General features: G+C 43.6%; 15 protein-coding genes. 3 read left to right on the forward strand and 12 right to left on the reverse strand.

Going from position 1 to position 14,735, the window contains the following annotated elements; translation table 11 throughout:
• Positions 1 to 54 precede the first annotated feature (54 nt).
• The 5 genes from R3D86_04565 to R3D86_04585 all read right to left on the reverse strand — a co-directional run bounded on the left by R3D86_04565 (position 55) and on the right by R3D86_04585 (position 6,263).
• Entirely contained in the window at positions 55 to 804 is a 750-nt protein-coding gene (locus R3D86_04565) for a F0F1 ATP synthase subunit A (protein ID MEZ5757473.1), read from the reverse strand.
• An 18-nt stretch (positions 805 to 822) separates the two neighbouring features.
• Entirely contained in the window at positions 823 to 1,158 is a 336-nt protein-coding gene (locus R3D86_04570; GenBank protein ID MEZ5757474.1) for an AtpZ/AtpI family protein, read from the reverse strand.
• A 206-nt stretch (positions 1,159 to 1,364) separates the two neighbouring features.
• Positions 1,365 to 4,850 carry a chromosome segregation protein SMC gene (gene smc, locus R3D86_04575; GenBank protein ID MEZ5757475.1) on the reverse strand — a complete coding sequence of 1,162 codons (3,486 nt, stop codon included), beginning with the start codon at positions 4,848 to 4,850 and terminating at the stop codon, positions 1,365 to 1,367.
• A 32-nt stretch (positions 4,851 to 4,882) separates the two neighbouring features.
• Positions 4,883 to 5,602 (reverse strand): thioredoxin domain-containing protein, encoded by a 720-nt coding sequence (locus R3D86_04580; protein MEZ5757476.1) that lies wholly within the window; start codon positions 5,600 to 5,602, stop codon positions 4,883 to 4,885.
• Between the two features lie 175 nt (positions 5,603 to 5,777).
• Positions 5,778 to 6,263 (reverse strand): DciA family protein, encoded by a 486-nt coding sequence (locus R3D86_04585; protein MEZ5757477.1) that lies wholly within the window; start codon positions 6,261 to 6,263, stop codon positions 5,778 to 5,780.
• A 160-nt stretch (positions 6,264 to 6,423) separates the two neighbouring features.
• Between R3D86_04585 and mutY the strand changes: the two genes are divergently transcribed.
• The 3 genes from mutY to R3D86_04600 are packed head-to-tail and all read left to right on the forward strand — an operon-like array spanning position 6,424 to position 8,543.
• Entirely contained in the window at positions 6,424 to 7,521 is a 1,098-nt protein-coding gene (gene mutY, locus R3D86_04590) for an A/G-specific adenine glycosylase (protein ID MEZ5757478.1), read from the forward strand.
• A 3-nt stretch (positions 7,522 to 7,524) separates the two neighbouring features.
• Positions 7,525 to 8,148: a glutathione S-transferase family protein gene (locus R3D86_04595; protein ID MEZ5757479.1), complete on the forward strand. Its 624-nt coding sequence runs from the start codon at positions 7,525 to 7,527 to the stop codon at positions 8,146 to 8,148.
• Entirely contained in the window at positions 8,145 to 8,543 is a 399-nt protein-coding gene (locus tag R3D86_04600; GenBank protein ID MEZ5757480.1) for a GFA family protein, read from the forward strand. The genes R3D86_04595 and R3D86_04600 overlap by 4 nt, the downstream gene beginning before the upstream one ends.
• Here R3D86_04600 and R3D86_04605 read toward each other — a convergent pair.
• The 7 genes from R3D86_04605 to R3D86_04635 all read right to left on the reverse strand — a co-directional run.
• Complete coding sequence (locus R3D86_04605) at positions 8,540 to 9,796, reverse strand: pitrilysin family protein (protein MEZ5757481.1); 1,257 nt, start codon at positions 9,794 to 9,796, stop codon at positions 8,540 to 8,542. The two genes, R3D86_04600 and R3D86_04605, sit on opposite strands and share 4 nt — an antisense overlap.
• Positions 9,793 to 11,181: a threonine synthase gene (gene thrC / locus R3D86_04610; GenBank protein ID MEZ5757482.1), complete on the reverse strand. Its 1,389-nt coding sequence runs from the start codon at positions 11,179 to 11,181 to the stop codon at positions 9,793 to 9,795. Before thrC ends, R3D86_04605 begins: the two co-directional genes overlap by 4 nt.
• A 66-nt stretch (positions 11,182 to 11,247) precedes the next feature.
• Positions 11,248 to 11,958, reverse strand: a complete 711-nt coding sequence (locus tag R3D86_04615; GenBank protein MEZ5757483.1) for an SURF1 family protein — start codon at positions 11,956 to 11,958, stop codon at positions 11,248 to 11,250.
• Positions 11,959 to 11,961: 3 nt separating this feature from the next.
• The gene (locus tag R3D86_04620) at positions 11,962 to 12,342 is read right to left on the reverse strand and encodes a DUF983 domain-containing protein (GenBank protein MEZ5757484.1); all 381 of its coding nucleotides are present in this window, start codon (positions 12,340 to 12,342) and stop codon (positions 11,962 to 11,964) included.
• 5 nt (positions 12,343 to 12,347) lie between these two features.
• Positions 12,348 to 13,145: a cytochrome c oxidase subunit 3 gene (locus R3D86_04625; GenBank protein MEZ5757485.1), complete on the reverse strand. Its 798-nt coding sequence runs from the start codon at positions 13,143 to 13,145 to the stop codon at positions 12,348 to 12,350.
• Between the two features lie 23 nt (positions 13,146 to 13,168).
• Positions 13,169 to 13,735, reverse strand: coding sequence for a cytochrome c oxidase assembly protein (locus R3D86_04630; protein ID MEZ5757486.1), 567 nt, complete (start codon positions 13,733 to 13,735; stop codon positions 13,169 to 13,171).
• Positions 13,736 to 13,855: 120 nt separating this feature from the next.
• Positions 13,856 to 14,735, reverse strand: an 880-nt coding sequence (locus tag R3D86_04635) for a heme o synthase (protein ID MEZ5757487.1), incomplete at its 5' end; no start/stop codon positions are given.

The raw sequence follows: 14,735 nt of genomic DNA on the forward strand, positions 1-14,735 counted from the left end.
ATTATGAAAAGTTTAAATTCATTTAGTCGTTAAAAGTTTCGTTTCTCATATCCATTAATGCATATGAAGAGCGTCGTTCAGATAAATGCAGGTTAATACTGCAAATACATATGCCTGCAAACAGGCAACCAGTAATTCTAGTCCGGTTAGGGCAACGATGAATGCAAATGGCAATACTGAGCCAAGAGCGAAAATACCTCCTGCTGCCGCAAGGCTTACCACAAATCCACCAAACACCTGCAGCATGGTATGTCCTGCAACCATATTTGCAAACAACCTCACTGAAAGGCTGATTGGGCGGGAAAGATAAGATACAATCTCAATAATCACCAGCAAGGGCAACAAAGCAAGTGGCGCATCACCAGGAACAAAAAATTTCAAAAAGCCAATTCCATGCTTAATGAAACCCAGTATTGTTACACCAATAAAAATAAAAAATGCCAACGCAAAGGTGACTGCAATATGGCTGGTAACTGTAAAGAGATGCAGCCAGGGCACCATTCCCATCAGGTTTGCGGTCAGAATAAACATGAAGAGCGTAAAGACAAATGGGAAAAACTGGCGGGCTTCATGGCCAGCTGTGTCCCCAAGCATTTTGGCGATAAACTCATAACACATTTCAACACTGGACTGCCAGCGGCCTGGTACCAGCGCCGCTTTACGCATACCACCCAGCATAAAGACCATCAAAATAACCAGGGCAATTGCCAGGCTTATTGCAGAGTTTGTGATTGAAATATCGTATCCAGCGACCTCAATCGGAACTTTCGAATGAATTTCAAACTGTTCGAGCGGACCTGCCACTTTAAATATCCTTAGTCTCTATTTACCTTCTTCATTATACGACCCACCTTGCACCATTTGCTTGGCGGCACGCATAACATTCAAAATACCAGCAGCGGCCCCAATTATGATCAACAGGATCATAAGCCACGGCTTGGTACCCAACCACTGGTCCAAATACCAGCCCAAAAGCACCCCTACCAGTATTCCGGCAATCAATTCCGCAACCAGTCTTGTGGCCCTGCCATAAGTGGTCGCTTCATTATACCCGCCTGCCACTTTTGGTTTAGAGGCTTCGCGAGCGGCGCTTAACCGGGCGTTTAAATCATCCAGTTCCGCTTTCATTTCCTCTGACGATTTTTTATTGTCAGTCAATGAAAGGCTCCTGCATATTCCGGAGAGATGTTACACTTGAAAACACCTTGCCCCACACCCGTAAAATTGTGTGCAACATAGTTTCAGACGTCACAGCTGTCAAGCACCAAAAAGCACTCATTATTCACCCGATTTCATAAAATTAACTTATTGAAACTAAATGGTATTTAAGATCAAATTTTTTTCAGTAAAAAGCTTTAAAATATTCAGGCGTTCTGAAATTGAGAATCCGTGACCCGATCACGGATTTTTTCAGCACTTTCCAGGTCAACAGAAACCAATTGGGAAACCCCTCTTTCCGCCATTGTCACACCATATAATCTGTTCATACGACTCATGCTGATGGCATTATGCGTCACAATCAGAAAACGGGTGGTGGTGTTTTTTCTCATTTCATCAAGCAAATCACAGAATCGTTCCACGTTGGCATCATCAAGCGGTGCATCAACCTCATCAAGCACACAAATTGGTGATGGGTTTGTCATAAACACCGCAAAAATGAGCGAGAGCGCTGTAAGAGCCTGTTCACCACCGCTAAGGAGGCCCAAATTCTGCATTTTCTTGCCCGGAGGACTGGCCATAATTTCAAGTCCTGCATCGAGCGGGTCATCAGATTCTGTAAGTTCAAGAAAAGCTTCACCGCCACCAAATAAGGTGGTGAATAAATCTTTAAAATGATTATTCACCTCATCAAAGGCCTTGAGCATGCGGGCACGGCCTTCTCGGTTAATATCTGAAATGGCTTTATTCAGTCTTTTGATTGCCTCTTCCAGCTCTTCACGCTCTTTAATAGACGCATCTAGCTGGGCATTTATTTCTTCAAGCTCAATTTCAGCTCTTAGGTTCACTGCCCCAAGTCGTTCACGCTCAATTTTAAGGCGCTCCAGCTTCTGATGCGATTCATCTTCATCCGGCAATTCATCACCTTCATTAAGTTCTGCAAGAGCGAAAAGTTCGGCCGGTTCATGGTCAAACTCTTCCTGAATACGGCGACCCAGATGATCTTTCTGTTCGATAAACTGCTCAAGATTGGTTTCAAGGCGTACTTTACGCTCACGCGCTTCACTGACACGACTTTGAACCTCACGCATTTCACGCTCTTTGCTGGCCAGCGTATTTTCTGCTTCCGCCAATTTAATCGCAGCGGCTTTTCTTTCCGTTTCGGCTTCGTCAATCAATACATTCAGTTTACGTCGCTCTACAACAATCTCACCGGGTCTGTTTTCCAGTGTGCTCAGCTCTTTTTTTGTTTCCTCGCTTCTTATGGCGAGATTTTCAAGATGATTATTGACGTTTCTAATCCGCACCTGCCAATTGTCATATTCAGAATTTATCTGCTCAAGGCGCTTAAGGCGCATTTCGCTTTGATTTTGATGACTGTCATGGGCGATTCTGGCTTCTGAAAATTCTCTACGACGCGCTTCCACATTTTCCCTGTTTTGGGCAATCAGTTCTTCAAGCTCAACCATCTCCGGCAATTTTTCGAGATTTTCTATTGCCGCCATATAACGAATATTCTGATCTTTCAAATCCTGCACAATGTGAGCCTGACGATCCTTTAGAGCAGTCTCTTCCGACTGATGCCGGGCAGCCAGTTTCTCAGCTTCGGTCATCTCCCGACGGGCATTTATCGCTTCCTCATCCGCTTTGCGCCATTCGTCACGCGCCGCCCTGCTTATGTCTTTTATGGATGAAAGCTCTTCACTAAATTTACTGTGATTTTCTGATGCCTTTAATACTTCTTTTTCTTTTTCTGAATATTCGTTTTTGAGATTTTCAAGTCTGTTTTTCTGGGCAAGCCTGATCGCAGTTCCCGATGGCGCATCAGGAGAAACACAAAGCCCATCCCATCGCCAGAGACCACCGCCAAGCGTTACAAGACGTTGTCCCGCTTTTAAATCCTTTAAAATTTCAAGGGCTTTTTCTTCACTGTCCACAACACCTATCTGGCAAAGACGTCTTTTTAAAATCGATGGAGCCTTAACGAACTGATCAAGAGTTTCCACCCCTTGCGGGAATTTATTATTTTCACCCAAGGGCGGCAATTCCCGCCAGTGCACAGAATACTGGGGATCGTCGCTAGCATCCAGATCACTATTTAGGGCAGCACCAAGGGCTGTTTCATAGCCTTTTTTAACAGACAGCTTTTCAAGAAGAGGGATGCCTTTGCCATCAAAATCGGCACTTAACACTTCTTCAAGGGCTTCTTTCTCTGCTTTTACTCTGGCCAGTTTGCTTTCACACATTTGTAGCAGATTTCTTGCCTCCTGCTCCATTTGCTGAATTGACTGTCTCTTATCTTCTGCCTCATTAAAGGCCAGGCGCATTTTTGTTATCTGTTGCTCGGCCTCTTTCAGTTTTTTCTCGGCACCACTTAAAGTCTGGGTAAACAGATTATTATTCTCAAGTGTGGAAAGTCTTTCCTCAACAGTGACTTTCTGGTCTTCAAGATTTTGAATTTGCCCCCTGCGCTCTTCAATCTCACGGGTAAAATTGATACGGTCAGCATTTCTTTCCGCCAGTCTTCCCGTCAATTCTTCCAGTGCCAGTTCTGCGTCCAGTGTATCAGACTGTTTTTCCTGTAAATTTTTTGCAAGTTGTTCAATATTACCTGTAGCACCAGCAATTTCATCCTCAAGAAATTTCTTTTCAACCTCAAGACGCTCCATAGTGGATAAAGAATCCTTAATAACGTCCTTTTCCCGTTCTTCGTCCTGATCTATCTGAATAAGCAGCGCCTTCAGCTTTTCCTGTGTTTCTATTACGCGCTGCTCTTCGCCGTCGAGACTGTCACGGCTTACAGTTATCCGGTGCAGCTTCGCCGCCAGTTCGGCTTCATTCTGTCTAAGTTCGGGAAGTCCTGATGCAATTATGGCCTGCTCTTTACTTAACGCTGCAAGTTCAGCCGTTACTTTAGCGACAATGAGCGATACTTCCCTCTCATCCCGTGACGTCGTGCCGATATTTTTTTCTATAGTCTGCCATTCGATATACAGGAGAAGTGCCTGAAGTTTTCTAATTTCACCGGCGACATTCTTATAGCGTGTTGCCTGCCTTGCCTGATTTTTAAGGTTTCTGATCTGCTCCTGAAGACCGATTTCCACATCGCCCAACCGTTCCAGGTTTTTATCCGCACTTTTAAGCTTGCTTTCAGCTTCATTACGACGCGAATGAAGCCCGCTGATCCCGGCTGCTTCTTCCAGGATGGCCCTTCTTTCCTTTGGCTTGGCACTAATCAGAGAACCAATCCGTCCCTGACTTACCAAAGAAGGCGAATGGGCACCCGTTGAGGCATCCGCGAACATAAGCTTAACATCTTTGCCGCGGATCTCCTTGCCATTCACCCGGTAGGCGGAGCCGCTATCCCGCTCAATCCTCCTTGAAATTTCAAGATCAATTTCATCGTTAAAAGCAGATGGCGCTGTTCGGTCCTGATTATCAAGACTGAGGGTAACTTCAGCAAGGTTACGGGCGGGACGGGTTGAGGTGCCTGCAAAAATCACGTCATCCATCCCATTCCCACGCATGCTTTTTGCGGAATTTTCCCCCATCACCCATCGCAGGGCTTCAAGAAGGTTTGATTTTCCACAACCATTCGGGCCCACTACACCCGTTAACCCAGGTTCAATAACCAGTTCCGTCGGATCAACGAATGATTTAAACCCGGATAATCTTAGTCGCGTAAAATGCAAAATATTCCCTTCCTATATTTTTGCGCCGAAACTTATTTCAGTGCCGCCTCGATAGCATTTTCAACAGATGCCAGATCAAGATTTACTTTATTGCCATTGACGATAATTGTTGGAGTAGCATTTACCTTATATTGCTCAATACCGCCTCTGTGTACTGAAAATACATAATCTGCAATTTTCTGATCCGTCAGGCAGGCGTCAATTTTACTTTTATTCAAGCCTATCTGACGTGCCATTTTTTCAACTTCCCCCATAGTATGTTCAACGAACATCCGGTTTGCCGTTTGTGCATCATGTTGACTGGTCAGTCTTTGATATTCCGGAATATCGTACCATTGATCCTGTAATGTAAACAGTGCTTCCATGAATTTGAAATATCGCTTTTCCGGAACACAACGAGTCAGGAGTGTTGCCTGAGCATCAATTGCATTCAGAAGAAAGCTGCGCATCACAATTTTCAACTTTCCCGTATCAACATATTTTTCTTTAATCTCAGGCAAAATTCTTTTCTGGAATTCAGCACAATGCACACAGGTTAGTGAGGCATACTCTATCATTTCCACCGGTGCATTCGGATCTCCCAGAACCATATCATGGTCGAGAAATGACATATCAGCAGATGTTTCTGCGTTTGTCGACGCCCCAGAATCACTGTTTTCCTGAGCACAGCCCGGTAGTATGGATAAGAGCATTCCAAAGAGCGCCGCTCCAATAAAGACAGCAATTTTTCGCGTATATAGTTGTTTAATCATAATCTACCTACAATATATTGTTGTTAATATAAAAATGAAATTATCTACAAATCAAGTCAAGAATAACAAAGTGCCCTGCTTTTACCGATCTTTTTTAACCCTGTTTTCATGCTCCCCAGCCTGCGTCTTGTAAATCTCTTGGTTTGCTTCGGTTTTTGCTGATTATTCCCGCTGATTAGCTCCGCCCCAACCGTAAAAGACTTTTTCTTAATTTGTCATCTTTTATATTTTTAAGCAGAGAATCAAGTTCACTTTTTTGAGAATCGTTAAGAATCGGTTTTTGATATTTCTTTTTCTCTGGAACCGGATTGATCATACCATGGTGAAAAACAAGTTTCTCAATAGCTTTATAGCCATAATAAGAATTTATCCGGTCAATGACCAGAGGTTCAAGATGTTGCATTTCTGGAGCAAAACTTCCCTCTACCCGAATATGAAGTGTACCCGCTCGAATACCGTCATATTCATTATGTTTGGGCATAATCAGACGCTCAGGCAGACTTGATTTTGCCAGAACAGCTCCTACAATTTCTTTCCAATGGATGAGAATATCGCTCTTTACAAAACCAAACCGCCGGAATGTCGAGTTGTTAATGGCTCCGGCAAGTTCGGCAATTGACTTGGTTTTAAAGGATCTGTTCTCTGTTACATTTTCTGACATAAATTACACAATACTCTTTTATACATATTCATGATAGGAAAATTGGTGGCAAAAATAAGGCTTTAATCCGGTCGATTATATATAATTTGCTGATTCATGTCTGTATTCACTCTCGCGTTATTGTATAGTTTATAAAAAGAATCGGTAGATCAGGATAAAAATGGGCAGCATTATAAATAATGATGAAAAAAAGGCAGAACTGGTTGATGCACTGCTTGATTGGTACGATCTGAATGCACGTATTCTGCCTTGGCGAATTTCGCCCGAGGCAAAAATCGGGGGCATTGTTCCGAACCCCTACCATGTATGGCTAAGCGAAATCATGCTGCAACAAACCACCGTTGCTGCTGTCATTCCATATTTTGAGAAATTTACAACCGAATGGCCAACGATAGCGAGCCTGGCGGCAGCTGATCTTGACGATATCCTGGTCGCCTGGGCAGGACTTGGATATTATGCGCGGGCCAGAAACCTGCATAAATGTGCTAACCATATCGTTGATGAACTGGGTGGCAAGTTTCCCGAAAATTATGACGAACTTTTAAAATTACCCGGTGTAGGTACCTATACTGCTGCGGCGATTAGCTCTATTGCCTACGATATTCCGGCAACTGTTATTGACGGCAATGTGGAACGGGTGATGTCCCGTATATTCAACATCACAACACCATTACCGGATTCAAGAGCGGAAATAAGAGAGTTTGCCGAAAAACTAACCCCCAGATACAGACCAGGAGACTACGCACAAAGCCTTATGGATCTTGGAGCAACGATCTGTACCCCGCGAAATTTAAAATGTCCGAATTGCCCTATAGAAAATGACTGCCTTGCTCATACACTGGGAACTGCGGCAGAATTGCCGGCACGCATCGATAAAAAAGAGCGCCCGACCAGAAGAGGATATGCTTTCTGGGCTGAGTATGGCGGGAAAGTATGGCTCAGACGACGGCCAGATAAAGGGTTGCTTGGCGGCATGATGGAAGTTCCATCCAATGAATGGGCCTTAAGCAACAGTTGGGACAATATTCCACCCCCAAGAGTTCCCATTATTGCAAACTGGGACTTGCTGCCCGGCATTGTTCGGCACACTTTTACCCATTTCCATCTTGAATTAAAAATAGTAAAACTTGATCTGGAAGAAATGATTAATCTTCAGGAAGGTGAATGGTGTGCTGTCGATAAAACTGAAAAATATGCCCTGCCAACTGTTATGAAAAAAATTTTCACTCATGTCGGTGAACCCTTATTGGATCTATAAACTATGCTGATACTTCACGATAATACCGAATCCGGGAATGCCTATAAAATACGCCTTTTGCTTTCATTACTGGAAACTGATTTCAAAAATATTCAATATGATGTGGTCAACGGAGAGACCCGTAGCAAGGATTTTTTGACAAATATAAATAAAAACGGACGCATTCCCGTTCTTCAGTTCGAAGACGGCAGATGTCTGGCAGAATCAAACGCCATACTTTTTTATATGTCACAAAATACGGACTATTTTCCGGATGATCCATGGCAGCAGGCCAAAGTTATGGAATGGCTATTTTTTGAACAATATTCGCATGAACCATTTGTTGCTGTTGCAAAATTCATCCTGACCATGTTACCGGAAACGTCACCACGAAGAGCTGAAATCCCCACACTCCATGAAAAGGGATATGCCGCCTTACAGATTATGGAAGATCATTTGAAAAATAACGACTATCTTGTTGGAAATCACCTGTCGATCGCCGATATCGCGCTTTATGCGTATAGCCATAAAGCCCATATGGGAAATTTCGATATGACACGCTTCCCGGCAATAAAAAAATGGTTTGGGCGAATTGAAGCAGAGCCAAATTATCAGACCATGTATCCGAAGGACTGGAAAAGAAATTGACAGAATTAATTCATAAAGCCAGCTGTATGTGTGGCGAAATTGAATTAGAAGCCTGTGGCAAGCCTAATTATGCGGAATATTGTCATTGTAAAACCTGCCAGCAATCATCCGGATCAAGTTTCATGGTCTGGGTGGTCTTTGATAAGGATAAGGTAAAAATCACCAAAGGCAGTCTGAAGCTTTATGCGTCAAGCAGTCGATTAAAACGAGGATTTTGCGCCACTTGCGGATCCAACATGTCGATACATTCTGAAAAATGTTTTGATATACCGATCGGCGTACTTGAAGATCCTGATAAAATTGAAATTACACAGCATATCTGGGTTAAACGTGCTCTTAAACATGTTTATCTGGACGACGGACTTCCTAAATATGATGAAGGTGCACCAAATTAAAAAAGGGCGGATATTTTTTCAAACTCAACAAGATTTTTAAGAGGGCCGATTGCCCCTAAACTTAGGGTACTGCCCGACAAAATTCTCCTGGCACATTTCATGACGGCTTCGGCATTTACAACTTCAATATTTTGCAGAATTTCATCATGTGGCACATGTCGGCCAAAAATCATCTGCTGCCTACCCAGTTGTTCCATACGGCTTGTTGTGCTTTCAAGCGACATAAGAAGACCAGCTTTCAATTGAGCTTTGGCACGATTGACTTCCTGCTCATCCGTATATTCCGCCATCTTATGAAACTCAGAGGCAATGACCGGGACTAGCTCCTCTACCTGATCCTCGCCGGTTCCGGCATGGATGCCAAAGGTCCCACCATCGACATATGATCCCATATATGAATATATGGAATAAACCAGTCCGCGCTTTTCACGCACTTCCTGAAAAAGTCTTGAAGACATTCCGCCTCCCAACACCATCGACATGACCTGAGATGCAAAATAATCGGGGTCGGAATAGGATATTCCATCAAATCCGAAAAGCAGATTTACCTGCTCCAAATCACGTTCGGTGCGTTTCTCGCCCCCTGTATAAATAGCTGTTTGCTTGTTTTTGGTTCTTTTAAAATCAAGATCTGAGAAATATTTCTCTACCATGGTGACAAGCTTATCATGATCAAGATTTCCGGCGGCAACCACAGCCATCTGTTCGCTTTTATAATGATCCGCCATATACCCGGTCAGGTCATTGCGACTGAAATGGTTGATCAGATCTATAGTCCCAAGGATTGGTCTTCCCATAGGCTGGTCATGATAGGCGGCCTGCTGCATCAGGTCAAAAACCACATCATCCGGCGTGTCCTCTGCCTGGCCAATTTCTTGAATGATTACACCGCGTTCACGTTCCAGTTCACCTTCATCAAAAATGGAATGTTGCAGAATATCACCAAGTACATCAACACCAAGTTCCAGATCTTCTTTCAAAAGTCTTGCGTAATATGTGGTATGTTCCCTGGATGTGTAGGCATTTAAATATCCCCCCACGTCCTCAATTTGCTCAGCAATATCATAAGCGGATCTTTTTTCGGTTCCCTTAAAGGCCATATGTTCAAGCATGTGGGAAAGTCCGTTTTCTTCGGCCCGTTCAAACCGGCTGCCAACATCAACCCATGCTCCAACAGTTACTGTTTCAACATTGGCTATCCTGTCAGAAACAACACGCAGACCGTTTTTAAGTCTCGTTATCTCAACACTCATAAATGGTCCAGTATATATTTTTTGAGAGCGCCAAGATCATTTGGAAGAATATCGAATTTTTCTTCTCTATCAAACAAATCCGCCATGTGAGCCGGTAGCGCCGGATGGATGCCCGTGACATCCTCAACCGCATCCGGGAATTTAGCCGGATGAGCCGTACTCAGACTGATCATTGGCACTGAGTTATCCTGTCTGATTTGCCTTGCCGCATGAATACCAACAGCCGTATGAGGATCAATGATCTGGCCTGTTGAGTTATAAACTTCCGCAATCGTGGATTTTGTTTCGTCTTCCGCGACACGCAGAGCATCAAATGTTTCTTTTGCTCTCTCTAACTGCGCAGATGAAATAATGAACACACCAGACTGTTTTAAATTTTCCATCAGATGCCGGACATCAGCACCACTGCCATTATAAATATTGAACAGCAGTCTTTCAAAATTGCTGGAAACCTGAATATCCATGCTTGGGCTGATGGTTGGTATGGTCTCCCCAACTTTATATTCGCCGATTGACAATGTGCGGGACAGGATATCATTAACATTGGTGGCAACTATCAAACGATCAATAGGAAGTCCCATCTGTTTTGCGATATATCCTGCGTAAACGTCACCAAAATTTCCGGTTGGCACACTGTAAGAAACCTTTCTATCGGGTGATCCCAAAGCCACGGCAGCCGTAAAATAATAGACGATCTGAGCCATCACCCGTGCCCAGTTGATACTGTTTACAGCGGACAGTCTGATTTTATCCCTGAATTCAAGATCATTAAACAATGCCTTTACCAGGGCCTGACAATTATCAAAATCGCCTTCAATGGCTATATTATGAACATTATTTTTAAGGACAGTGGTCATCTGCCGGCGTTGAACATCCGATACCCGCCCATGCGGGTGGAGCATAAAAATATCTGCGCATGCCCGCCCCTGCACGCAGTCAATGGCAGCAGAGCCAGTATCACCGGAAGTGGCGCCAACAATGGTAATTTTCTCACCGCGTTTGGTCAGAACATAATCAAACAAATGACCAAGCAGCTGTAAGGCAACATCCTTAAAGGCCAGGGTAGGACCATGATATAGTTCAAGCATCCATTCATTACTGTCCAGCTGGGACAGCGGGACAACTGCTTCATGGCGAAAGGTGGAATAAGCTTTTTCGATTAGGCCTTTAAAATCCGCTTCGGGAATTTCCGGACAAACATATGGCGACATTACCTGAAAAGCTATTTCCTGATAACTTTTTCCACGCATATCCCTGATTTCAGCCTCAGAAATCTGAGGCCAGCTTTCCGGAAGATATAATCCGCCATCCCGGGCAAGTCCCGAAAGAAGCACGTCTTCAAAATTTAATTCCGGCGCCTCGCCACGTGTGCTTTTGTATTTCACTTCACTGTCCTTTAGACATTAAAATTTCGTTGCACACATTAGCGAAATGCCGGCTACTTGCAACTGTTACTTTTCTTTCTTTTTCAAATGTGCGATCAAATAAATGATCACAAGTACAATGGCCAGTCCATACCAGGTCAAGGCATAATCAAGATGGTTGTTGACGATATTAAGTTCTGTTCGACCCGCAATTGGAAAACCATCGTTATTTCCCATACTTACAGCATATAAAAACATGGGAAATACATTTGTCAGATTATGTGCCGATATCATGGCGTTCAAATTTCCGTAATACCAATTATTATTGTCCGGATCATTTTCTGGACCGTACCACAGCTTCTTTACCGGCGCTCTTAACAACCCTGCAACAGTTACAATATCCGATTCCAGGGTTTCAGGTCGACTTTGCTGATTCTTCATCCGTTCCGGGACCCAGCCTCTGTTTATAATGATTATTTTCCCGGATTGATCCGCAAACGGTGTATAAAGATCATAACCCGCCTCGCCATTCGGGCCGACACTATATAATGTCATTTCCTGATCATTTTTAAACTTACCTGTGACCTTCACTGATAAGTATTCCATGTCTTCAGGCGTGATTTCTGTATCGGGAAGTGCAACTGGTTCGGCATAGGCCCTGTTTTCAATCTGTTCTATTAAACCGAGTTTCCACTCAAGTCTCTCTACCTGCCAGTTTCCTAGCCATAACAAACAAGCCAGCAAAATGATCGAGATCAGAGTTGGCCAAAATCTGGGCTTGAATGAATAGGGAAACATTTATTATTGGTCCAATTTACCTTCACGTGCTTTATAAATATATTGCATGGCAATAATCAGACCTTTCATTGGTCTGAGCATTGCGATAGACCCGCCAAGAATAAGCGGTGTCCAGAGCACCGCATGAACCCAAAGCGGCGGATGAAATCTAACTTCAACAACCAGGGCAAAGCCGACGACAATAAAACCCATAATCAGAATTATGAAGACGGCTGGTCCGTCGCCTTTTTCAAAGTCCGAATAGTCCAGTTCACATTCTGAACATTTATCGGCGAAATCAAGAAACCCCTTATATAATTTACCTTTGCCACACCGGGGACAACGACACATCAGCCCCGCTTTTATAGGCGAGGCTGATGTGTCTGTTTTTTTGATATCAGGCAATTTTTCTAACCTGTAATTCCCACATAAATGCAGAAGAACAATACAAGCCAGACAACGTCAACGAAATGCCAGTACCAAGCAGCGGCTTCAAACCCGAAATGATGTTTCGGTGTAAAGTGCCCGGCCATTCCACGGAACAGATTCACAAGAAGGAATATAGTTCCAATCAGAACATGGAACCCGTGAAAACCTGTTGCCATATAGAATGTTGAGCTATAGATGCCATCAGCAAAGCCGAATGTTGCATGATGGTACTCATATGCCTGAATGCCTGTAAAGCTCATTCCCAGCAGAACTGTAAATAGGAGCATTTGTTTAAACATTGCACGGTCACCTTCGATAAGCGAATGGTGGGCCCAGGTTACAGTACAACCGGACAGTAGCAGGATTAGAGTGTTCACTAATGGCAGATGCCATGGATCAAGTGTTTCAATCCCTTCAGGTGGCCAGACATAATTAATGGCTTCTTTCGGGAAAATACTGGCATCAAAGAATGCCCAGAACCATGCCACGAAGAACATAACTTCGGACATGATAAACAAAAACATGCCATAGCGCAGACCGAGCTGAACAATAGGCTTATGGTGCCCTTCATGTTCAGCTTCGCGGATCACATCACCCCACCAGCTATAGGCACCAAAAATTGTAAGCAATGCACCGATGCTGACAACCCATGGGTTGTCATAATGCAAATAAAGAACGCCACCGAAAAACAATATAAATGCCGAAAACGAACAGAATATTGGCCATGGACTTGGGTCTACCAGATGGTAGTTATGGTTTGGGGCATGTGAATCTGACATAAATTATTCCTTATATGATATATCTATTCAAATTGTTTGTTATAGTCTTCTGATTTAAAAAAAGTGTATGAAAGTGTCAGTTCCTTGATCTCATCCACGTCCTCATCCTTATCGAATTCGGGATCAATATAGAAACTTACTGCCATATCCACTTCTTCACCCGGTTGCAGTGTCTGTTCTGTAAAACAAAAACATTGAACCTTGTTAAAATAATAAGCCGTTTTAAATGGTGTTACATTAAATGTTGCCACGCCGGTTACCGGTTTATCACTTTTGTTTATGGCTTTATAGAAAATTAGTGCTTCTTCACCAATTTTCACTTTTACTTTTCTCTGTTCCGGCTTGAAATACCAGGGCAGATTTCCATTAACATCCGCGTTAAACAGCACGGTAACTTCACGATCAAGAATTTTATTCTGGTCCGGTGCATATTCAGCTCTGTTTGTTGTCCCGCCTATGCCCGTTGCTGCACAGAATAATCTGTATAGAGGCACTGAAAAAGCGACTAGCATAACCATTACAAAAACTATGCCCAATGATAGGGCAAGAGCTTTAGTATGATTGGTTTGTTGTCTAGCCTGCATAGTCATTTCAAATCACCCCAAGCTTTGCAAGCGTGATGAAAAAAAACAACACAACAAGAGCGCCCAGCACGGCGGCCAGAGCATAATTACGTCCTGCACGTTTTTTATGTTCGTCATGCAGCGGCATCAAAATAGCCTCCCGACTATATTTTCAATACCCAGCACAGCAAACAATGCAAAAAGATAAAATACCGAAAAGAAAAACACTTTCTTTGCGCTTGCACTATTTTCATCGACTGATTTTCGATCCGTCAAAAGGGCATAAGAAAGCCAGATAAACATTCCACCGAGTAATGCAGCTGTCAAACCATATGCTATTCCGGCATACCCCAAATACCAGGGCAGAATTGATACCGGAACCATAAGGGCCGTATAAAGCATAATTTGCTTTTTTGTATAGGCTTCTCCGCGCACAACCGGAAGCATCGGAATTCCTGCATTTTCATAATCCTTACAGGCAAACAGGGATAGTGCCCAGAAATGCGGAGGGGTCCACATAAAAATAATGGCAAAAAGAACAACGCTCTCCAGGCTTATATCACCTGTCACTGCTGCCCAGGCCACCATAGGGGGAAATGCGCCCGCAGCACCACCAATAACAATATTCTGCGTCGTTCTTCTTTTTAACCACATTGTATAAACAACCACGTAAAAAAGTATCGTAACCGCAAGCAGGATGGCTGCTGTAACATTAACTGTAAGGCCCATCACAAGAACGGAGCCAACAGACAGTGCAACACCAAAATGGAGGGCAGACTGTGCATCAATTCGTCCGGATGGGATTGGTCTGTTTGCCGTTCTGCGCATCATGGCATCAATATCGGCCTCATACCACATATTCAGGCAACCGGCAGCTCCTGCGGCAACTGCAATACATAAAATAGCCGTAAACCCTATCACCGGATGAATAGTTCCGGGTGCTACTAGCATTCCAATAAAGGCCGTGAATATAACAAGGGACATCACCCGCGGTTTAAGCAGGTTAAAATAGTCACCTGCACTCGGC

The sequence above is a fragment of the Emcibacteraceae bacterium genome, from assembly GCA_041396985.1.
In the GTDB taxonomy this organism is placed as follows: domain Bacteria; phylum Pseudomonadota; class Alphaproteobacteria; order Sphingomonadales; family Emcibacteraceae; genus Pseudemcibacter.